At 59.4% G+C, this 21779-nt stretch carries 14 protein-coding genes; 11 read left to right on the forward strand and 3 right to left on the reverse strand.

What is annotated here, in order from left to right; genetic code table 11:
- Positions 1–67: 67 nt before the first annotated feature.
- Positions 68–1702 (forward strand): methyl-accepting chemotaxis protein, encoded by a 1635-nt coding sequence (locus tag ASE26_RS12370; RefSeq protein WP_057246318.1) that lies wholly within the window; start codon positions 68–70, stop codon positions 1700–1702.
- Here ASE26_RS12370 and ASE26_RS12375 read toward each other — a convergent pair.
- Together ASE26_RS12375 and ASE26_RS12380 are read right to left on the reverse strand one after the other, a co-directional pair.
- A complete protein-coding gene (locus ASE26_RS12375) occupies positions 1699–4911 on the reverse strand; it encodes an alpha/beta hydrolase-fold protein (protein WP_057246319.1) in 3213 nt (1070 codons plus the stop codon). The genes ASE26_RS12370 and ASE26_RS12375 overlap by 4 nt on opposite strands.
- Positions 4911–6734: a glycoside hydrolase family 13 protein gene (locus ASE26_RS12380; RefSeq protein WP_057246320.1), complete on the reverse strand. Its 1824-nt coding sequence runs from the start codon at positions 6732–6734 to the stop codon at positions 4911–4913. The genes ASE26_RS12375 and ASE26_RS12380 overlap by 1 nt, the downstream gene beginning before the upstream one ends.
- A gap of 455 nt (positions 6735–7189) precedes the next feature.
- On the opposite strand from ASE26_RS12380, the gene ASE26_RS12385 reads away from it, so the two are divergent.
- Positions 7190–9778 (forward strand): TonB-dependent receptor, encoded by a 2589-nt coding sequence (locus tag ASE26_RS12385; RefSeq protein WP_229208147.1) that lies wholly within the window; start codon positions 7190–7192, stop codon positions 9776–9778.
- 47 nt (positions 9779–9825) lie between these two features.
- On the opposite strand, the gene ASE26_RS12390 is transcribed toward ASE26_RS12385, so the two are convergent.
- Complete coding sequence (locus tag ASE26_RS12390; protein ID WP_229208148.1) at positions 9826–11643, reverse strand: M2 family metallopeptidase; 1818 nt, start codon at positions 11641–11643, stop codon at positions 9826–9828.
- A gap of 92 nt (positions 11644–11735) precedes the next feature.
- Between ASE26_RS12390 and ASE26_RS12395 the strand changes: the two genes are divergently transcribed.
- The 9 genes from ASE26_RS12395 (at position 11736) to ASE26_RS12435 (ending at position 21678) form a co-directional block, all read left to right on the forward strand.
- Complete coding sequence (locus ASE26_RS12395) at positions 11736–14069, forward strand: TIM-barrel domain-containing protein (RefSeq protein WP_229208149.1); 2334 nt, start codon at positions 11736–11738, stop codon at positions 14067–14069.
- 103 nt (positions 14070–14172) lie between these two features.
- Entirely contained in the window at positions 14173–15504 is a 1332-nt protein-coding gene (locus ASE26_RS12400) for an MFS transporter (protein ID WP_055930158.1), read from the forward strand.
- A 74-nt stretch (positions 15505–15578) separates the two neighbouring features.
- Positions 15579–17213 (forward strand): alpha-D-glucose phosphate-specific phosphoglucomutase, encoded by a 1635-nt coding sequence (locus ASE26_RS12405; RefSeq protein ID WP_055930161.1) that lies wholly within the window; start codon positions 15579–15581, stop codon positions 17211–17213.
- A gap of 10 nt (positions 17214–17223) precedes the next feature.
- Entirely contained in the window at positions 17224–18843 is a 1620-nt protein-coding gene (locus ASE26_RS12410) for an alpha-amylase family glycosyl hydrolase (protein WP_055930165.1), read from the forward strand.
- A gap of 171 nt (positions 18844–19014) precedes the next feature.
- Positions 19015–19725: a hypothetical protein gene (locus ASE26_RS12415; protein ID WP_055930168.1), complete on the forward strand. Its 711-nt coding sequence runs from the start codon at positions 19015–19017 to the stop codon at positions 19723–19725.
- Positions 19726–20031: 306 nt separating this feature from the next.
- On the forward strand, positions 20032–20385 hold the full coding sequence (locus ASE26_RS30600; protein ID WP_156409924.1) for a hypothetical protein: 354 nt from the start codon (positions 20032–20034) through the stop codon (positions 20383–20385).
- Positions 20386–20467: 82 nt separating this feature from the next.
- Positions 20468–20857 carry a hypothetical protein gene (locus ASE26_RS12425; protein ID WP_156409925.1) on the forward strand — a complete coding sequence of 130 codons (390 nt, stop codon included), beginning with the start codon at positions 20468–20470 and terminating at the stop codon, positions 20855–20857.
- 50 nt (positions 20858–20907) lie between these two features.
- A complete protein-coding gene (locus tag ASE26_RS12430) occupies positions 20908–21246 on the forward strand; it encodes a hypothetical protein (protein WP_057246326.1) in 339 nt (112 codons plus the stop codon).
- Positions 21247–21318: 72 nt separating this feature from the next.
- Positions 21319–21678 carry a hypothetical protein gene (locus tag ASE26_RS12435; protein ID WP_057246327.1) on the forward strand — a complete coding sequence of 120 codons (360 nt, stop codon included), beginning with the start codon at positions 21319–21321 and terminating at the stop codon, positions 21676–21678.
- Positions 21679–21779 lie beyond the last annotated feature (101 nt).

Consider the following 21779-nt stretch of genomic DNA (forward strand, 5'->3'; position numbering starts at 1 on the left):
GGGCGCATGATGAAGATTGCAGTCCTGAAGGCATAACGCTGCCATTTTTACCTGGGGGAAACACATCATGAACTTCGGCAATCTAAAGATCGGAGTGCGCTTAGGCTTGTTGGGCGCTTTCTTCATGCTGGCTCTATTGACGGTCGGTTACCAGGGCTGGAGCGCAATCAGTTTTATCAAATCCAGCAATGCGCAAAGCATGCAGCGCTCGGTCGATTTGACACAGGCTGTCGATACTGCGCGCGGCGCGCAGGTTGAGTTCAAGATCCAGGTGCAGGAGTGGAAAAACATCCTGGTGCGCGGCCATGATCCAGCGCAGCTGGAAAAATATTCCGCGGCTTTCGTCAAAAGCGCCCAGGCCACCAATGCCGAGCTGCAGAAGCTGTCGGGTATGCTGAACAAGCTGAACCTGCAGACTACGCTGGATGATGAAGCGATCAAGATGCACGAAGAGCTGGGCAAGAACTATATGGCAGCGCTCAAGCAGTTTGATTCGGCCAATCCGGAAAGCTACAAGATTCTCGATAAGGCCGTTGCCGGCATGGACCGCCCGCCGACCAAGAAGATCGACGAAATCGTTGAGTTCATCGATTCCCAGTCCAAGAAAAATGCAGCCGAAGCGGTGGCGACCGCGGAAGCGGCCAACCGCTCCGCCACCATCACGCTGCTGGTGGTGCTGGTGGTGACGACTTTGATCGGTGCGGCGATCGTGTGGTGGATCGTAAAAGGCATTACGCGGCCACTGGACCAGGCGATTGACATCGCGAAGAATGTGGCGGCGGGCGACCTGAGCGTCGACGTGGATGTGCGAACCAAGGATGAAGTGGGCGAACTGCTGGCGGCGCTCAAGCAAATGAGCGGCAACCTGTCCGACATCGTGAGCCGCGTACGCACTGGCACCCAGACCATTGCCAGTGCGTCGAGCGAGGTAGCGACCGGCAGCATGGACTTGTCGACCCGCACCGAGCAGCAAGCCAGCTCGCTGGAGGAGACTGCCTCGTCGATGACTGAACTGACCAGCACTGTGCGGCAGAACAACGAGAATGCGACCCAGGCGCGCAAGCTGGCCGACGAAGCGTCCAATGTCGCCGTGCGCGGCGGCGCCACTGTGTCGGAAGTGGTGCAGACCATGGGTGCGATCAACGAGTCGTCCCGCAAGATTGTCGATATCATCGGCGTGATCGATGGCATTGCGTTCCAGACCAATATCCTGGCACTGAATGCGGCGGTGGAAGCGGCGCGTGCCGGGGAACAGGGACGAGGCTTTGCGGTGGTGGCGGGAGAGGTGCGCAACCTGGCGCATCGCTCGGCTGCGGCGGCAAAGGAAATCAAGGAACTGATCGGCAATTCCGTCGAGCGGGTGGAAGAGGGCAGCCGCCTGGTGGGCGAAGCCGGTGTGACCATGGAAGAAGTGGTCAACAGCGTGCGCCGTGTCACATCGATCATCGGCGAGATTGCGATTGCTACCGGCGAGCAGCGTGACGGCATCGAGCAGATCAGCGATGCGATTACCCAGATGGACACCGTGACGCAGCAGAATGCGGCGCTGGTGGAAGAGGCGGCGGCCGCCGCCGAGGCCTTGCAGCAGCAGGCGGCAAGCCTGGAGGAAGCAGTGTCGGTGTTTAAAGTGCGCGAGTCGGCTGGCGGCGGCTCGCACATGAAACTGTCGGCAAGCCGCAGCTTGCGGGCCTTGCCGGCTTAAGGCACTTTCCGTTGCGCGGCGGGGCCTGGTTTGCCGAAGAACCAGGCCAGCGCTACGTGCACGCGGCCAGCCCACGATTGCTCGTTATGGCGCCCGCCTTGGTCGACGAGGAATAGCAGGTCGCGGCCCTCCCGGTAGCCTTTCTTCACCAGGGCCTGACGGAACGCTTCGCTGTCCTCCTGGCCGTCATATACCGTTCCCACATCGATATAGAACCTGACCGGCATTCGTTTCGGTGGATGCTTCACTTCTTCCTGGTTGTTCCACCAGAAGGAGCTGGAGACGCCGCCGGCCATCGAGAATGTTTGCGGGTAGCGCTGGGCAATGCCGATCGACGCCAGGCCGCCCAGCGATGAGCCCATCACCGCCGTATGCAGGCGGCCTGGCTTGGTGCGGTATTGTTTGTCCACCCATGGCTTGACCGTCTTTGCGACGAAGTCGGCGTAGGCGTTCAGCTTTCCTCCACCGTGCTTGGGATCGCAGCAGGGGGTGTATTCGGCGATGCGATCGGTGGTGTTGTCGATCCCGACGACAATCACTTCTTCCATTTCACCCTGGCGTACCAGGCGGTCTGCCACTTCGTCGATATTCCATTCGGTGCCGTAACTGGCAGTACTGGCGTCGAACAGGTTCTGGCCGTCGTGCATATAGAGCACGGGATAGCGGCGCTTGTTGTCGCTGCCGTAGCTTGGCGGCAGGTAGATGCGCAGCGTGCGTTCATTGCCGAGTTGGGGCGATTTGAATTTTTCGACCAGCTGCAAGGTGCCATGCTGGGGCGGGCGGCTTGGCGCAGGCGCCGGCAGGATGCGCGCTGCCTGCACGTCGGCGTGGTTGCGGGCACCGCTGCTGCCGCCTGCATCCGCATAGCTCGCATTGGCTTGCAGGCTGCTCATATTGTAGAAAGGCTGCAGCTCGAGCCGGTAGCTGCCTTGCTTGAGCGCGGCGGGCAGGGGAGTCGACCACGCAGGACCATTGGCGGCGGCGTTGTGCGGCATCTGGATGATGCCCTCCGCTGCTACCGCACCGTGCTTGTCGCGTAATTGCAGGCGCTGTACCGCGTTGGTGATGCCGAGTTTGACCTGGTGGGCGTGGTTGTCGTAACGGAGCTGGATGTTGTATCGGCCGTCTTTTGTGACGGTCACGCTGTCGGCCGCGCCGATGACATCGATGCCTTCGCCGGCAGGGCTGCCTGTTGCGGCGAGGCAGAGCGGGCGGGAGTGATGGCTGCGCAAACTGGTGGCCGGGGAGATCGCCTCTACGGCGTAGCACGATGCCGTCGCATCCGCTCCTCCTGCTCCTGCTCTGCCAGCGCTTGGCCAATTGCCGGCGGCGACGTTGGCGGCAGCGAGCTGTCCGTCGCGGTACACATTGAAGCGGGTGCCTTCCTGCGTTCCTGCGCCCGGCGCGATGCGAAGAACGGCGGCTCCGGCCGATGGCGCGCGCTGGATGACTGGTTCCGGCGGCGCGGTGGATGCAGCTTCGTTGCCCGCAACGGTGATCTGCTTCCGGCCAGGCACCAGCGTTCCCATTTCCACTTCAATCAGGTTGTCGTCCGCCAGCTCGCTCCACGCAACCGGGCTGCGCGCATCCTTGCCATTTACTTTGCCGCCAACCGGCATGTAATAACCATCAAGGGCAACCGCCGGCGGCATCTTGATCTTGATGTGCAGGCGTTTGCCGTGCAAGACCAGGCCGGAAAGCTCGATCACATCGCTGCCCGCAAACCACTCGCGCCGCAGCCGGGAAGTAATGAACGGATTGACGTGTAGCCGCTCGGTATCAACACCGATGCCAAATACCTGCTGCACTACCATCCCCAGGAAGCCGCCGACAGACCAAAGCTGGCGGCGCGAATTGATGGCCGGTGCGGCAGGATCGCCGACTTGCCACTCCATATTCTCCATATTCGACAGGTTGAGGGCAGCCCTCTGCAGCAAGCTGGCATAGGCGGCATCGGCCACCGCCACGTTGCCGTACTGCGCCGCGGCCCGCAGGCCGTAGGCCGTAACGAATGGCCACAAGGCGCGGTTGTGATACACGGGCACGCCCGGCTGCTGCGGCCAGATCACCGGGGCGCCCAACGGTCCATGCGGATAGTGGGCCAGGATCGATTGCGCCTGCTCGGCGTCGGCCACGCCGGTGATGATGGCGAGCGACTGGCCGAGCCAGTCAAACTTGTGCATGGCGGCGCCGTCGAAGTGGCCCGCGGCCAGGCTGCTGTACATGCCGGCATCCTTGAGCCACAGGCGATCATTGATCGCGACTTTCAGGGCGGTCGCCCAGCGCATGTAACGCTGCGCATCCTCGCTGTCGCCAGCCTGCTGCGCGAGTTCGGCCGTCAGCGTCAGCGCTTTGTAGTGGGCGACGTTGGTGGACAACGATTTGGACGTTGCCATGCTGGACAGATCGCTGGGAATCCAGGCCGCGTAAGACTGTTCGCGCCAGTCGAGGAATGATTGCTCGCCGTTATACAAGCCGGTGGCGGGATCGTAAGCGGCGAGGCGGTCGTTTTCGACAGTGTTGCGCAGTGCTTGCAGGGCAGTCGCGGCGAACTGCGTGCGTTCTTCCGCAGGCAGCGACTTGAGTGCCTGTTCTGCGCCGAAGGCCCAGCTTACGCGATCGGTGCTGACTGGCCAGCTGCCTCCGCTGCCGGTGTCCTGCACGATTTGCAAGCCGTCTTCACTGCCTGCTGCAAGTGGCGGCTTGCCGCCGCGGTAGCCGGATAACTTGAACAGCAGCGAGTTGCGCGTGCGTTGCGGATCGAGCATCGCCAGACCCAGGTTGGCGGCGTAGGAAAGGTCGCGTGTCCACACGTAGTGCCATTTTTCGCCGGTTTCGAAGCACTCGCATGCAATTGGCTGGCCGCCCTTGTAGCTGCCGTCACGGATGGCCTGCACCGAATCCTGCTTCATTTCCGTCATTGCCAGTGCGAACAGGGCGTCGAAGGCCAGGCTGCCGCTGCGAACTTTGGGCAGGCCGGCTTGTTCGTTGAAGGTGATCGACTGCGGCGCGTTGTCGCGCAAGGGCATGGTGGTAGCCTGCGTATAGCTGCGCAGCGTCGCTTGCGCATCCGGAGTTGCAAAGATTGCCTTGTGGGAGCCGAAGGGGAGCTCCACGCTGGTATTCGCCAGCGCCGGGCCGCTCGCCAGCGCGCCGGCGCCGGCGAATGCGGCCGCGATGGCTGCCGAGAGCAGCGCGCGGCGCGCCATTACTGGAGCTCCAACACGAGCACCGAACGGGCAGGGAGCGTGAACCTACCCGAGAGCGGAATGCTGCGGCCCGAAATCACGTCCGTGCCGCTGCGCACGCCGGCCAGCATTTCACGGAAGCGGTCGGCGTCGAGCGTGATGTCCTTGGCGTTCTTGTTCAGCGCAACCATGACCTTCTGTTTGCCGTCATAACGGAAGTACACATAAGTATCCTGTTCAGGCCCGAACTGCATCATCTTCCCGTGCTGGACCGCACTGGAGGTTTTGCGCCAGTTGGCCAGTTTCTTCACGAAGGCCTGCATGTCGCGCTGCTCGGCGCCCAGGCCTTCGCCGGTGAAGGCATTTACTTTATCACCTGCCCAGCCGCCCGGCATGTCGTGACGGTAGGATGGATCGTCGCGGCCTTTCACGGTGCTCGGCATCAGGATCTCGGTACCGTAATAGAACTGCGGAATGCGCGGCACGGTCAAGGTGAAGGCCAGCGCCATCCGAAGCAGGGCCGGGTCGCTGTTCACCATGCTGAAGCTGCGCGACAGATCGTGATTCCCTTCGAACAGCACCAGATTGGATGGGTTGGGGTAGAGATAATCCTGCGCCAGCGTTTCATAGACATCGTACAGGCGGTAGGTGCCGTCGGTATCGCCCAGCGCCTTGCGCAGCACGTCGTTGAGAGGGAAGTCCATCATGCTTGGCGCGTTCAGCGCCTGCCAGCGCGCCACGATAGGAATCCGCGTGCTCCACTCCTCGCCCACCATATTCAGCTTGGGGTATTCCGCCAGCAACCGTTTCGACCATTCGGTCAGGAAGGCGGTATCGGAATAGCCGTAGGTATCCACGCGCAGGCCCGAAAGGCCGGCATACTCGATCCACCAGATATTGTTCTGGATAAGATATTTCGCGACATAGGGGTTGGTCTGGTTCATATCCGGCATGTGCTGCCCGAACCAGCCCTGGGTGAAGTTGCGCGCATCTTCCTTGCTGCCGTACGGATCGATGTTGGCGACGCGGTGGTGGGCGGTCGGCGTGAACTTGCCGTCGTAGCTAAGCCAGTCCTGCATTGGCATGTCCTTCATCCACCAGTGGCGGCTGCCAATGTGGCTCAACACCACGTCCTGGATCACGCCGATGCCGCGCGAACGCGCTTGCGCCACAAAAGTGCGGAAATCTTCGTTGCTGCCATAGCGCGCGTCGATCTTGTAATGGTCGGTTGCCGCGTAGCCGTGGTAGGAGTGGATATCCTGGTTGTTTTCCACCAGCGGCGTTGGCCAGACCTGCGTGAAACCCATGTCCTTTATATAGTCGAGGTGCGCCGTCATGCCGGCAAGGTCGCCTCCGTGGCGGCCGTTGCCCTCGGAGCGGTTGGCCTTGTCCGGCATGCCGGGCACGTTGTCGTTGGCCGGGCTGCCGTTGGCGAAGCGGTCCGGCATGACCTGGTAAATCGCATCGGAAGTATCAAAGCCCTGGCGTTGCGCAGAACCAGGCGCGCGTGCCAGCAACTGGTAGCTATAAGAAAGGCCTTGCTTGCCGGGCGCGGTGAAACGGATGTCGAAGCGGCCGGGCGCCACGTCCGGTGCCAGCACCAGGTCGATGAACAGGTAATTGCGGTTGGCGACCCGACTCACGCTGGCTATCCGCACGCCCGGATAGTCGATGGACGGTTCCAGGTCAGCCACCTTGGACGCATTCACCATCAGTTGCAACTTGGGGCTCTGCATCCCAGCCCACCAGAAAGGCGGTTCCAAATGCTGGACTGTCGGCGGGGCGGCGTATGCGCCTTGCAGCAGGCTCAGGCCAAGCAGGGCGGTGACAGCGGTCTTCTTCATCAGTTCTCCGGTGGAAGGTCTTATGGGCCCGACAATACACCTAAATTGCTTGTAGTTCTACTACACCTCCTTTCGCCTGAATTTGTAGCCGAAATACAACGTGGCGGTCGGAAATCCCAGGGCGAGGCCGTAGGGAAGGGCAGAAATACATAGTAATGATGATGGTCATTCATTGACACCAAATCTAGTTTTAGTACAGAATCCGCCTCAGAGCGTCCGTAAGAGCGTTCGCTTTCCAAGGATTCCCGTGTAGTTGAAATAAACCGGTCTGTGTAGGTTGCGGGAAAGAATGTTTAATAAGTGAGGGGACTTTGATGACTATCTTCGCCAACAAGCGAGGCAATACCGCTTTCCGACTGAGTCCGGTTGCGGCTGGGTGTGCTGTATTTGTATCCGCCTTCGCGGGCTCTGCGTACGCGCAGACTACGACCACCGGCCAGGCAGCTGACGCGCCGATGCAAACTGTGACCGTGTCCGGCATCCGCCGCGGTATTGAAGACGCGATCTCCGTCAAGAAAAACGCCACTTCCATCGTCGAGGCTATCTCCGCGGAAGACATCGGCAAGCTGCCGGATACCTCGATCGCCGAGTCCATCGCCCGCTTGCCAGGCCTGGCCGCACAACGCGTTGCCGGCCGTGCGCAAAACATTTCGGTGCGCGGCCTGTCGCCGGACTTCGCCACCACCCTGCTGAACGGCCGCGAGCAAGTCTCCACCGGCGACAACCGCAGCGTGGAATTCGACCAGTACCCGTCCGAACTGATCGGCGCGGTCACCATTTACAAGACCCCTGACGCCGGCATGGTCGGCCAGGGCCTGTCCGGTACCCTGGACCTGCAGACCGTGCGGCCGCTGGCTTTCGGTGGCCGTACCGTGTCGCTGAACGCCCGCATGGAAAAGAACTCGCTGGGCAGCATCGCTGACACCGATTCGCGCGGCGGCCGTTTCAGCGCGACCTACATCGACCAGTTTGCCAACCGCACCATCGGCGTGGCGATCGGCTTTGCCCACCTGGATTCCCCGGTACTGGCCCGCGAAACCGGCCTGTATGAGCCATGGAAGAATGAGTCCCGCCCAGGCGTGCCTGCCGGTACCATGGTCACCGACGGCATCAAGTCCCTGGCACGCAGCGGCTACAACAAGCGCGACGGCCTGATGGGCGTGCTGCAATACCGCCCAAGCAAGAACTTCACCTCGATGGTCGACGTCTACGCATCCCGCTTCAAGCATGAAGACACCGCGAACCAGTTCGAAGTGCACGTCGGCGGCTACAACGGCAACAACACGCCTGGCCTGAACTTCGAGAATGTCACCACCAACAACGGTTCGTTCGCCACCGGCACCGCAACCGGCGTGTATCCGCTGGTGCGCGGCATGTACGACAAGCGCAAGGATGATATCCGCGCTATCGGCTGGAACAACGAATGGAAGCTGGATGGCTGGTCCCTGGTGGCTGACCTGAGCCACTCACAGGCCAAACGCGACGAAGTGAACCTGGAAAACAACCTGCAGATCAGCGACGCAGCCGGCAATCCATACCTGGACTCCGTTGCGCTGGCCTTGGGCACCGGCGGCTTCCCGACCATGAACCCGGGGCGCGACTACAGTAACCCAGCCAGCCTGTTCGTACGTAACACCATCTACGGTTCCGGCTACGGCAAGACTCCGCGAGTGGAAGACAAGCTGAATGGATTCAAGCTGGCTGCCAATATCCAATCGTCCGGCGCACTGGAGAAGTGGTTCTCAAGCTTCGATATCGGCGTTCACTACTCCGACCGCAGCAAGGACAAGCAACAGCCTGAAGGCGACATCAAACTGGCCGGCGCTGCTTCGACCATTTCTCCGGACCTGTTGTATGCACCGGTCGACCTGGGCTTTGCGGGCGTAGGCACTATTCCTTCGTGGAACGTGCCGGGCGTCGTTGCCAAGTACATGACTTTCGCTCCGACTTCTGACAAGAGCTACCTGATCGCCAAGGCCTGGACCGTTAATGAGAAGATCACGACGACCTTCGCCAAGGCCAATATCGAACACGAACTGGGTGATGTCAGCCTGCGCGGCAATTTCGGCGTGCAAGTACAGCGCACCGACCAGTCTTCGGACGCCAAATACTGGGACGGCACTGCCGCAGCCGGCCAGGAAGTCAAGCCAGTCCACGATGGCAAGACCTACACCGACGTACTGCCAAGCATGAACCTGGCGTTCCAGCTGCCGAACGACCACACCGTGCGCATGGCCCTGGCCAAGCAGATTGCCCGTCCTCGTGTTGACCAGTTGAGCTCCGCACTGGACTTTAGCGTCGGCACCAACGACTTTAAGCCAAGTGGCAAAGGCGGCAACGCGCAGCTGGACCCGTGGCGCGCCAAGGCATTCGACCTGTCGTATGAAAAATACTTCGGCAAGAAAGCTTACGCTGCACTGGCCTTCTACTACAAGAAGCTGGATACCTACATCTTCACCGAGACCCGCACCCGCGACTTCTCCGCGCAGATCCCTGGCACCAATGCGATTACCCCGTTTGGCAATTACACCGCTCCTTACAACGGCAAGGGCGGCAACATGAAAGGCCTGGAGCTCACCGCATCCCTGCCGTTGAACATGGTGACCCCGGTACTGGACGGCTTCGGCGTGAGCGGCAGCTATTCGTACAACGACAGCGCCATCACCATCAAGGAACCGAGCGCCAACCTGGGCCAGACCATCATGCTGCCAGGCCTGTCGAAGCACACCAGCAACCTGACCATGTACTACGAAAAAGCCGGCTTCGAAACCCGCCTGAGCCAGCGCAAGCGTTCGGACTTCGTGGGTGAGATCGGCAACTTCGCCGGCGAGCGTTCGCTGCGTTACGTGGTAGGCGAGAACATCCTGGACTTCCAGGTTGGCTACAGCTTCAACGAAGGCATGCTCAAGGGCGTAGGCCTGGTACTGCAGGTGAACAACCTGCGTGACGCGGCTTACGAGACCTACAACGGCAACCGCAACCAGCAACTGGAATACCAGAAGTATGGCCGCACCTTCCTGCTGGGCGCGAACTACAAGTTCTAAGCCGACAGGTGAAAAAAATCGGGGGCCGCGGCCCCCGATTTTTGTATTTACTTGGCCTTCGCGGCCAGTTGCTTGTTTTGTTCGTCCAGCCAGACTTTCAGCGGGGCGAAGTAGTCGAGCAGGGCCTGGCCGTCGATGCGGTCCTCGCCGGTGGCGACTTTCAGCGCTTCCGGCCATGGCTTGGATGTACCCATTTCCAGCATGGTCCACAGCTTCTTGCCGGCTTTTTCGCTGCCGTAGATCGAGCACTGGTGCAGCGGACCGGTGTAACCTGCTTCCTTGCACAGGGCACGATGGAACTGGAATTGCAGCAGGTGGGCCAGGAAGTAGCGGGCGTAAGGCACGTCGGCTGCAACGTGGTACTTGGCGCCGGCGTCGAAGCCGTCAGCCAGCATCGGCAGCGGGCGCTTCACGCCCATGTACTGCTCGCGCAGCTGCCACCAGCTCTTGTCGTAGTCGGCTGGCTTGGTTTTGCCGCTGTAGACGTCCCAGCGCCATTTGTCGACCGAGTAGCCGAACGGCAGGAAGGCAACCTTGGCCAGGGCGCGCTTCAACAGCACGCCGATGTCGGCGTTCGGGTCCGGGTTCTCGTTCATCAGGCCGACCTTCTTCAGGTAGCTCGGGGTGATGGACAGCGCAATGGTGTCGCCGATCGCTTCGTGGAAGCCGTCGTTGGCGCCGGTGCGGAACAGGTTGGATTGGTTCTTGTAAGCCAGGTCGTAATAGATATGTCCCAGCTCATGGTGGATGACGGCGAATTCTTCTTCGGTCGGGCGGATGCACATCTTAATGCGCACGTCGTCCTTGCCGTCCAGCTGCCAAGCGGAGGCGTGGCAAACGACGTCGCGGTCGCGCGGTTTTTCCAGCAGCGAGCGCTGGTAGAAGGATTCCGGCAGCTTAGGCATGCCCAGCGAGGTGTAGAAACGCTCGCCGTATTGCACCATTTCCTTGGCGCTGGTCTTTTTCTCTTCCAGCACATTGGTCAGGTCGAACTTGGAAGCGCCAGTGGCCGGCATCAGCAGCGGGTAGATGTTCTCCCAGCTCTGGCTCCACATATTGCCGAACAGGTGGGCCGGGATCGGGCCGGTCATCGGAACCTGGTCCGGGCCGTAGGTCTCGCGCAGCTTGTAGCGGGCGTAGGTATGCAGCGAATCGTACAGCGGCTTCACTTGCTGCCAGATGCGTTCCATCTCGGCCGAGAATTCTTCCGGCTTCATGTCGTAGCCGGAACGCCACAGGGCGCCGGTGTCGGCATAGCCCATTTCGCGCGCGCCCTTGTTGGACAGCTCCACGTAGTCGGTGTAAAGCTTCTTGTAAGACGGCGACTGCATGTGCCAGCCGTTCCAGGCGTCCAGCAGGACTTTAGGATCGCGGCTGGTGGCCAGGGTCTTTTCCAGTTCGCCCAGCGCTTTGCAATTGTCCGGGGTCGGGCAGTACTTGGCCTTGCCGTAGGCGCCATTCAGCTTGGCGTTGGCGTCGGCGTATGCCTGGCGCTCTTTCGGATCCGGCAGCATCAGCGTCAGTTGCAGCAGCTTGATCTTGCGCGCTTCGTCGTCGGCCAGCTTCACGCCGTTAAAGCGGCGGGATTCCAGCGCGGCCTGGCCGGACGCGTCCAGTTGCTGTTCGCCAAAGTAGGCGGTCAGCGCTTCGGTGTCGTCGGTAATGAAGTTCTGCGCAACCCAGGCTGCCTTGTTGGCGTCGTTGCCCAGTTTGTCGAATTTTTCCTCAGTCTGCGCGATGAATTTCTTCGCTTCGACAGGGGTGCCTTTACCTTTTTTCGGGGCTGGTGCGGCGTGGGCGACACCCGCTGCCAGTGCCAGGCCCAGGGCCAGGACCATCGGTTTTTTAATAATCGTTTTATTCAATTCGCTCTCCTCTCAGATAAAACTGCCCGCTAATATATCACCCTATGAAACTAATTAAATTTGCAATATTGGCCCTGATTAGCCAAGCCGCCATGGCGCAGAACGCTGATCGCCATTTCTTATCTGCCGCGAAAAACGGTAGCGCCCTGGAAATCGGCACAAATGACGGCACCTACATCATCAAGCCATACTCCGCTGCGGTAATGGAAACCACCTTCATTCCGAAAGGTGAAGTGGCTGATGCAGTGTCGCATGCGGTGGTGCTGCCGCCGGCTATCGTGCCCAGCACGCTGCGTGAAGAGGGTGGGACGCTGGAATTTGCCACGGCTGGCATTACCGTACGCGTCGAGAAGCAGCCTTTCCGTATCAGCTACTTATACAAAGGCCAGCCCCTGGTCGCGGAAAAGCGCGGCTATCGCAGGGACGGCAGCATGGAAGCGATCGAGTTCGCGCTGGATGGCGATGAGGCGCTGTACGGCGCCGGCGCCCGCGCAACCGGCATGAACCGCCGCGGCAACCGCTTCCAGCTGTACAACCGCGCTCATTACGGCTACGAGGCACGCTCGCAGCTCCTGAATTTCACCATCCCGATGGCGCTGTCGTCGAAGAAATACGCCATCCACTTCGACAACCCGCAGACCGGCTACCTCGATTTCGACAGCAAGAAGGACGGCACGTTGTCGTATGAAATGGTTGGCGGCCGCAAGACTTACCAGGTGATCGCCGGCGAACAGTGGGAAGACGTTGTCGCCAACTACACCAGCCTGACCGGCCGCCAGCCGCTGCCGCCGCGCTGGGCCTTTGGTAATTTCGCGAGCCGCTTCGGCTACCATACGGAGGCGGAAACCCGCGCCGTAGTCGACAGGTTCATCGCTGACAAGATCCCGGTCGACGCCGTGGTGCTGGACCTGTACTGGTTCGGCAAGACCGTCAAAGGCACGATGGGCAACCTGGCCTGGGACCAGGAAAGCTTCCCCAACCCGAAAGGCATGATGGCCGACCTGGCTGCGAAGGGCGTGAAGACCGTGGTCATCACCGAGCCGTTCGTGCTGACCACCTCCAGCCGCTGGCAGGAAGCAGTTGATAAGAAAGTGCTGGCGACCGATACCGCCGGCGAGCCATTCAAATATGACTTCTACTTCGGTAACACCGGCCTGGTCGACCTGTACCGCCCGGAGGGACGCGACTGGTTCTGGAATATCTACAAGGAGCTGAAGGAGGGCGGTGTGGCCGGCTGGTGGGGCGACCTCGGCGAACCGGAAGTGCATCCATCTGCACTGCGCCATGGCAGCAATGGCCAGCTCGGCGCCGACCAGGTCCACAATATCTACGGCCACGATTGGGCGCGCCTGATCGCGGAAGGCTACAAGAAGGACTTCCCGAACGAGCGGCCATTTATCCTGATGCGCGCCGGTTACTCCGGGTCGCAGCGCTTCGGCATGATCCCGTGGTCCGGCGACGTGCAGCGTACCTGGGGCGGCCTGCAGTCGCAGATGGAAATTGCGCTGCAGATGGGCATGCAGGGCTTGGCCTATATGCACTCCGACCTTGGCGGCTTCGCTTCGCCGATGCAGGATGACGAACTGTACGTGCGTTGGCTGCAGTATGGCGTGTTCCAGCCGGTGTTCCGCCCGCATGCGCAAGAAGAGGTGCCGGCCGAACCGGTATTCCGCGCCGAACGCACCAAGTCCCTGGCGCGCGAAGCCATCCGCCTGCGCTACGCCATGCTGCCATATAACTACAGCGCAGCCTTCGACAATAGCCAGACCGGCTTGCCTCTGATGCGCCCAATCATGTTCGAGGGTGGCGACAACGGCGTGGCATCGACCTACCTGTGGGGCAAGGACTTCCTGGTGGCGCCGGTCACCGAACCGGGGGCGCAGCGCAAGGAAGTGAACTTCCCTGCGTCGGCCAAGGTGTGGTTCGATTTTTACAGTGGCGCTGCGCACAAAGGCGGCATCAATGAAGTAGTGCCGGTCGCCGCCGAGCATATTCCTGTCTTTGTTCGCGCCGGTGCTTTCGTGCCGCTCGCGAAAGTCGTGCAAACCACGCGCGATTACAGCACCAGGCAGGTCGAGCTGAATTACTACTACGACGCCAGCGCTGGCGCGACCAGCGGCAAGCTGTATGACGACGACGGCGCCACTGCCAATGCTTACGAGCAGGGTCAATACGAGATCGCCCATTTTGCGGGCGTTGCATCGGCAACCGGTGTCGAAATCGGAATCGAAACCGAAGTCGGTAAGGCCTGGCAGCCAGTGGCACGCACATATGCGCTCAAAGTGCACAATGTGGCTAGCCGCCCGCGCAGCGTGAAGCTGGATGGCAAGGCTGTCGCGTCACGCTGGGATGCCCGCAACCGTACCCTGGAGCTGACTTTGCCTGCACGTAGTGTAATGAAGGCAAAGTTGGCTGTAATTTTGTAGCATTACTACAAATATGCCTTAAAACCGCGAATTTACGGGCTGTCTTCTGATTGACAGCCCGAAATCGCCATGTTATTTTGCTACAAATTATTCGGGGACAGTGATGCAAATGCATTCCATCATCAGCAAACCACGGCTGACCTTCTGGCAGTTGTGGAACATGAGCTTCGGCTTCTTCGGCATCCAGTTTGGTTTCGCGCTGCAGAACACCAACACCAGCCGCATATTCTCGACCCTTGGCGCAACACCGGATGAACTGCCCCTGTTCTGGCTTGCCGCCCCGGTGACCGGCCTGCTGGTGCAGCCGATCATTGGCTACCTTAGCGACAACACCTGGCACGCTAAATGGGGCCGTCGCCGCCCGTTCTTCTTCATCGGCGCGCTGCTGGCGAGCATTGCCCTGTTCCTGATGCCCAATTCGAGCGCCCTGTGGATGGCTATCCTTGTGCTGTGGCTGATGGATGCATCGATCAATATTTCGATGGAACCGTTCCGCGCCTTCGTTGGCGACAAGCTGGATGAATCGCAGCAGACTGCAGGCTTTGCGATGCAGACTTTCTTCATTGGCCTGGGTGGCGTAATTGCCTCGCTGCTGCCGATGTTCTTTACCAATTTCCTTCACGTCAGCAATGAAGTCGTCAACGGTGCGATCCCCGACTCCGTGCGCTACTCCTTCTACGCTGGCGGCGCCGCTTACTTCCTGTCCGTACTGTGGACCGTGCTGACCGCCGACGAATTGCCGCCGGAAGACGTCGAGAAATTCCGCATGGAGAAAGCACAGCGGCGCGGCTTCCTGTTTTCGCTGAAAGAGGTATTTGGCGGCTTCGTGCACATGCCGAAAACCATGGTGCAACTGGCCTTGGTGCAGTTCTTTGCCTGGTTCGCGCTGATGGGCATGTGGGTGTTTACCACGCCAGCAGTAGCCGAAAACGTGTTCGGCACCACCGACGGCAAGTCGGCCATTTTCCAGGAGGCGGGCAACTGGGTCGGCAACCTGTTCGCAATTTACGGCGGTGTCTCAGCGCTGGTCGCATTCCTGCTGCCTAAACTGGCGCACATCACCAGCCGCAAATTGGTGCACATGCTTTGCCTGGTGATTGGTGGCCTGAGCCTGATCAGCATTGCCTTCATCCACGACAAGAACATGCTGATGCTGCCAATGATCGGTGTCGGTATCGCATGGGCCAGTATCCTGACCATGCCGTACGCGATCCTGGCAGGTGCGTTGCCGGCCAAGCGCATGGGTTACTTCATGGGCGTGTTCAATTACTTTGTGGTGCTGCCGCAAATCGTCGCCAACTTGGTGCTCGGTCCGGTCATCAAACACCTGTTCAACGGCCACTCGGTCAACGTGCTGGTGCTGGGAGGCGTCTCGATGGTCATCGGTGGCATTGTTACCCTGATCGTCAGCGACTCCGCCAAGAAAGAATCCTAAGCCATCCAGCGGCGCGCACCGATCGCGCCATTCGCAGGAAAATAAAGGGGACGTACCCCTTTTATGGAGCGAATATGGCAATTCAAACGGTAGCAACTTCGCCCATCCCTGGACAGCGTCCGGGGACTTCAGGACTGCGCAAGAAAGTCGCGGTCTTCCAGCAGCCTCATTATCTCGAAAATTTCGTGCAGGGCGTGTTTGATACGCTCGGCGACGCCGCGGGCAAGACGCTGGTGCTGGGCGGCGATGGCCGCTTCCACAACCGCAATGCAATCCAGGACATCCTGAAGATGGCCGCCGCCCATGGGTTCGCGCGCGTCTTGCTGGGGCAGGGCGGCATCCTGTCTACACCAGCCGCAAGCTGCGTGATCCGCAAGCATGGCGCGTTGGGTGGCATCATCCTCTCGGCCAGCCATAATCCGGGCGGCCCGGACGGTGATTTCGGCATCAAGTACAACGCCTCCAACGGCGGTCCTGCGCCGGAAGCGCTGACTGAAGCAATCTATGAGCGCACGCTGGCGCTGGCGCAATTCCGCATCAGCGATATGCCTGATATCGACATCGACAAGCCTGGCGCGCGCACGACAATTGACGGTATGACGGTGGAAGTCATCGACCCCGTTGTCGACTACGCGGAACTGATGGCGCAACTGTTCGACTTCGAGGCCATTCGCCGCTTGTTTTCCAGCGGCTTCACCATGCGCTTTGACGCCATGAACGCCGTTTCCGGCCCCTATGCACACGCCATACTTGAAGGCATGCTTGGCGCACCGGAGGGCACCGTGATCAACGGCACACCGCTGGAAGACTTCGGTGGCCTGCATCCAGACCCGAATCCGGTCAATGCAGAAGAACTGGTCGATATCATGTGCGCCGACGCCGCACCGGATTTTGGCGCTGCCTCCGACGGCGATGCCGACCGCAATATGATCGTCGGCCGCGACTTTGTTGTCACGCCATCCGACAGCCTGGCGGTGCTGGCCGCCAATGCCACGGTGGCGCCAGGCTACGCCGACGGTATCGCGGGCATTGCGCGCTCGATGCCCACCTCACGCGCCGCAGATAAGGTAGCGGCAGAACTCCGCGTTCCTTGCTATGAGACGCCCACCGGCTGGAAGTACTTCGGCACGCTGCTCGATGCAGGTAAGGCCACCTTGTGCGGGGAAGAGAGTTACGGCACAGGCTCGCGCCACATCCGGGAAAAGGATGGCTTGTGGGCCGTGCTGTTCTGGCTCAACCTGCTCGCCGAGCGCGGCGGCTCGGTGCAGGAGATCGTCACCGCCCATTGGCAGCGCTTTGGCCGCCACTACTACTCGCGCCATGATTACGAGGCCATCGCAACCGGCGCGGCGCAGCTGCTGATGCAGGACTTGCGCATCAAGCTGCCAAACCTGCCAGGCCAGAAGTTGAATCATTACGAAGTGCAGGCCGCGGACGATTTCGAATATACCGATCCGGTCGATGGTTCGCACGCCAGCCAGCAGGGCGTCCGCATCATGATGACGGACGGTTCTCGCATCGTTTACCGCCTGTCCGGCACCGGCACCGAGGGCGCCACCTTGCGCGTCTACCTTGAACGCTATGAGGCGGACCCGGAGCAGCACCATATCCCAACTCAGCAAGCCCTGGCCGGCCTGATTGCAATTGCAGACAGCGTGGCCAGCATCGCCTTGCATACAGGCCGCAGCAATCCAACAGTCATTACATAGGAAAAGCCGAATGAAACTTTCGTCCCTCGCATTGTCCCTATTGCTTGCCACCAGCGCGCACAGCGCAGTCGCGGCGGCGCCCAAGCCATTCCTTTGGGAGAATGCGACCGTCTACTTCCTGGTCACCGACCGTTTCGCCAACGGCGACAAGAGCAACGACCTGGCCTATGGCCGCAAGGCCGATGCCGCGCCGCTGCGGGGATTCATGGGCGGCGATTTCAAGGGACTGACGGCAAAGATCAAGTCCGGCTATTTCGACGACCTGGGCGTGGACGTGATCTGGACCACGCCGCCGGTCGAACAAGTGCACGCCGGCACGGATGAAGGTACCGGCAAATCCTACGGCTTCCACGGTTACTGGGCGCGCGACTTCACGGCGGTGGATGCCAATCTCGGGACCGAAAAAGACTTCCGCGATTTCGTTGAAGCCGCCCATGCACGCGGCATCCGCGTGCTGCTGGATGTAGTGATGAACCATACCGGTCCGGTGACAGAAGCCGATCCTGTCTGGCCGGAAGGCTGGGTGCGCACAGAACCGCAGTGCCAATACAAGGACCTGCCGTCCACCGTGAGCTGCACGCTGGTAAAGAACTTGCCAGACTTCCGCACGGAGAGCGATACGCCGGTGGAATTGCCTCCAGCGTTGGCAGTAAAGTGGAAAGCCGAAGGCCGCTATGAGCGCGAAGTGAAAGAGCTGGACGACTTCTTTGCCCGTACCGGCTATCCGCGCGCACCGCGCTACTACCTGATGAAGTGGCACGCGGACTGGGTGCGCAAGTACGGTGTCGACGGCTTCCGCGCCGACACAGCCAAGCATGTTGAACCTGCGGTATGGGCCGAGCTGCGCAAGGTCGCGCTGGCGGCGCACGACGAATGGAAAAGCCTGAATCCCAGGAAGGTGCTGGGTGACGGCCGCTTTTACATGCTGGCCGAGGTGTACAACTACAACATCGCGCACGGCCAGGCCTTCGACATGGGCGGCGGCGAGAAAGCCAATTACTTCGCCAACGGTTTCGATGGCCTGATCAACTTCGGCATGGTGCACGACGCGAAGGGCGATTACGAATCTTTGTTCAGCAAGTATGCGACGCAGCTCGCGGGTCCGCTGAAAGGCCATTCGGTCATGAACTACATGGACTCGCACGATGATGGCAATCCCTTCGATCCATCGCGCCAGAAGCCTTTCGAGACTGCGAACAAGTTGCTGCTGGCGCCAGGCGCTGCGCAGATCTACTACGGCGACGAGATCTCGCGCCGGCTCGACGTGGCGGAAGCGAAGGGCGATGCAAAGCTGCGCTCCTTCATGAACTGGGGCGACCTTAAGGCAAACGCGAAGATCCGTACGCACTGGGCGAAGCTGGGTAAATTCCGCCAGGCGCACCAATCGGTCGGCGCCGGCGAGCATAGGAAGCTGGCGGACCTGCCGTACACCTTCAGCCGTGTGCGCGACGACGACAAGGTTGTGGTGGCGCTGGATGTGAAGACCGGCGAGCCGGTCGACATCAGCGTCGGCGGCTTGTTTGCTGATGGCGCGAAGGTCAAGGATGCCTACTCCGGCGTTTCATATATCGTGAAAGGCGGCGTCGTTCGCACCAACGGCAAAAGCTCCACAATCCTGCTCTCGCAATAAGACGTGCCGGGGGCGGCTTGCCAGAAGCGCGCAGTTTGGGGCAAACTATCGCATTGTAAAAAAATTAATTCTGCGATGTTACGAGTACTTGCCTCCGTTTTGTCTTGCCTGTTTTTCCTGAGCGGGTGTTCTGGCGTTCCAGACTGCGACAGTCGGCGTGCGGAGGACGAGATGGAATCACACGTCTACACGGTGATATCAAAGGCCTTTGAAAAAGTATCGGAACGCGCACTGCAGAAGGCAGCGCAAAGCGCATCTCAGAAGGCATTTCCAACGGCCATCGCTGTGACACCCCGGCAGCAGGCGATGGTTGACGCTTACCAGCCGTTCCTCGCGGTTGATCACGACGTAATGTGGCTCTTGCCCCGGTTTTACGCGCAGATGCCGGAAGGGTGGCAGAACCTTGGCGTCGCCTTTTACCTGAGAATGAATGATTTCAAGGCGCTTAGAAGCGAAATCAAGGTGAGGCTGACGGACCATGAGAAGCTTCCGGACAGGTCTGAAGGCGAAATAAGCTACACCAAAGTTTGCCGCGCCAAGCTTTGGATAGAGTCCACTTCGAAGTCTGGCCAGAAACCGGAGCCGATCACGTTGATCTACTCGGCCAACTCGCGGCCACGTACTTCGGTTCCGATCCACATTGGAATCAACTTTTTTGAGGCATCGGAAGCACCGTTACCATTTTCGCTCACCGAAATGGAAAAGCTTGAACTGATGATGTATGCCGCCATAAGAAATAAGGAAGCGCAGCCGATGCCACAGCGGCCGCTCTCGCGTATCCAGCGGGTCGGCCTGCGCGCGCTCCGCCTTCACATGGAAGCCGCGGAAGCGAAGGAGAGAGCGCTACCCGGCAAGACGGATGGCGCCGCTCAACATAGTTAATGCACAGTTGCGCGGGCTGCTTGAGCCAAAGGCGGAGGAGTACTGGCGAGTGCATTGTGACGTATATAATTTCAAAGCCTGAGTTGAAGTGCCGCAAACTTAATCTGACACTGACTGTCAAATGGGATAGAGTCTTGCTTGGTCTGTAGTGGCTCAAACTCAATCTGACATTGACTGTCAGATCGGATAGAGTCTTACTTCGTCCAAAAACGGCCAAGAACGGCCGTCCGAACGAGGATCGTGGGCCTGAACGGTATGTGATACCTACCTGCATTTCAACAAATACTTTGAGCGATAGAAGAAGTTTTGAATCTCGTAGAAATTTCAAATGAACTTGTGACGTTGTTTCCAGATGATCGGGTAACACGCGACCTGAACGAGCAGCTATTTGCTGATCTGCCAGCAGGCGAAAGCCTTTTAGCCGAACTTGACGGAGCACTGTTCAAGATCCCACCAATGTGCCAGCATGAGGTCTGCACCGTCGTGCTTCAATCGGACCTGATTCCTGCCTCCGCTCACGTCCGGGTCTTCTGCGCAGTTGGCGGCGTCAAAGGCGAGTCAAGCGGAATCATCGAATCGAATATCTGCTTTGCCCTGCTGAAATATAACAAAGATGGTTCGCTCTACACATATGACCTCTACTCCTCGCAGTTCGACTGACGGTGGAGTTTTGAAACAAGGTCCTGAGTGCTTCCGGCCAACAGCAGTCCTCCGCAATTCGCTTTCCATGACGCGGTAAACCATGCAACTCCCAAGCACGCCAGACGAACGTTTTTCATTCATCTCAGCCCTTCAATACCGCTTAAAGCCAGAGAGATTTTGGGTTACAGATTTCCTAGCTCAGCGCCTTATGGACGTTGAATGGGCATTTTGCGGCGGTGAGAAAGAGAATGCGGCCACTGTTAAACGATGTGCGGAATATAGTCGAGACATTTTGCAGACCATGTACCCCGACAAAGTCGATTTTGGCGAGAGCCTTCAGTTGGGCCCGATTTCTGAATCCGCAAAGGAGGAAGTCCGCGACCTGTTTGCTTTGGATGCGTCTATGGGGGCCGGTCGGGTGAGCACTCAACAAACATGTGGTGCTGTTTCAGCCTTCTTGCAACTTGTGTACACTCGTGATTTCGGCTAAACCGGCGCAGTCGGCCAGGAACTTCCCCTCAAGAATATGTAGGAAATAAGATGGATGAAAACGGCATGACCGACATGGAATTGGAAGCATTAAGTGGCAAAGCAACCGGCCGGCTTTTGATGGCGGACATTTTCGATGAGGTCGCCTTCAAAAACTTGTACTCATACATTTGCGCGTTAGCCGAGAAGCTGAAGACGGAGAACATGCTACCCAAACAATTCTTAGCTGTCGTATTAAACGCTACCAACGCTATTAGGAGCCGTGCCGAGTACCTCCCTGAAGTCAAAAAGTGCATAGCACTCGCCGACGACTTTGACATGGTTTTGGCCTTAGTTGCAGTCGGCGAGGCACCAAGTGACAGGCAGCCAGGCATGCCTCGCGTCATTTGACGCTTTCACTCGATGCTGGCCGACATCGGCCAATAGCTGCCTGCGGCGAACGCATAAATTAATGGAGCTTTCATGGGGCCGCATCGGGTCAACATTATTAACCTTTTGAACCTAATCGCATCACGCGGCGAGCAGCTTGAGTATCAAGAATCAGCGCCAGTGAACGTAGCGAACGAATTGGTTAATCAATGGTTCGACGACTTTTACCATCCAGCGGATGAGCAGTTTGCGAGCCAGTTTTCTGCCGATGAGCTGGTACTGCTGAGACGGTTCGATGCCTATTACAATGAGCGACTAGCGCTGTTGCCCGATTCCCTGGATGGGCTTCTTGGGAACCGCGCCTGGTACGAAGTAATGGCTTATGCTGGCGGTGTACTCGATGCTTGCAGATGGCGTGGCATTGAGGCGCGTTATGAATCACCGGAAGGCTAATTTCGGCCAACAGCTGCCGTTCATAGCCCATTTAGTCGGAAAGAGGTATGCAATGCCGTTGAATCATCCTGGCGAGGTCGAACACTACGCATTTTTCAGCC

It is taken from the genome of Duganella sp. Root198D2 (assembly GCF_001428585.1).
Lineage (GTDB): Bacteria > Pseudomonadota > Gammaproteobacteria > Burkholderiales > Burkholderiaceae_D > Rugamonas.

What these genes read in the sequence shown, in the direction of transcription:
- ASE26_RS12385 (WP_229208147.1), top strand. Translation starts at nt 7,190, where the DNA reads ATGCAAACTGTGACCGTGTCCGGCATCCGCCGCGGTATTGAAGACGCG.
- ASE26_RS12405 (WP_055930161.1), top strand. Translation starts at nt 15,579, where the DNA reads ATGGCAATTCAAACGGTAGCAACTTCGCCCATCCCTGGACAGCGTCCG.
- ASE26_RS12375 (WP_057246319.1), bottom strand. Translation starts at nt 4,911, where the DNA reads ATGGCGCGCCGCGCGCTGCTCTCGGCAGCCATCGCGGCCGCATTCGCC.
- ASE26_RS12425 (WP_156409925.1), top strand. Translation starts at nt 20,468, where the DNA reads ATGCAACTCCCAAGCACGCCAGACGAACGTTTTTCATTCATCTCAGCC.
- ASE26_RS12430 (WP_057246326.1), top strand. Translation starts at nt 20,908, where the DNA reads ATGGATGAAAACGGCATGACCGACATGGAATTGGAAGCATTAAGTGGC.
- ASE26_RS12380 (WP_057246320.1), bottom strand. Translation starts at nt 6,734, where the DNA reads ATGAAGAAGACCGCTGTCACCGCCCTGCTTGGCCTGAGCCTGCTGCAA.
- ASE26_RS12395 (WP_229208149.1), top strand. Translation starts at nt 11,736, where the DNA reads ATGGCGCAGAACGCTGATCGCCATTTCTTATCTGCCGCGAAAAACGGT.
- ASE26_RS12400 (WP_055930158.1), top strand. Translation starts at nt 14,173, where the DNA reads ATGCAAATGCATTCCATCATCAGCAAACCACGGCTGACCTTCTGGCAG.
- ASE26_RS12435 (WP_057246327.1), top strand. Translation starts at nt 21,319, where the DNA reads ATGGGGCCGCATCGGGTCAACATTATTAACCTTTTGAACCTAATCGCA.
- ASE26_RS12410 (WP_055930165.1), top strand. Translation starts at nt 17,224, where the DNA reads ATGAAACTTTCGTCCCTCGCATTGTCCCTATTGCTTGCCACCAGCGCG.
- ASE26_RS12415 (WP_055930168.1), top strand. Translation starts at nt 19,015, where the DNA reads ATGGAATCACACGTCTACACGGTGATATCAAAGGCCTTTGAAAAAGTA.
- ASE26_RS12370 (WP_057246318.1), top strand. Translation starts at nt 68, where the DNA reads ATGAACTTCGGCAATCTAAAGATCGGAGTGCGCTTAGGCTTGTTGGGC.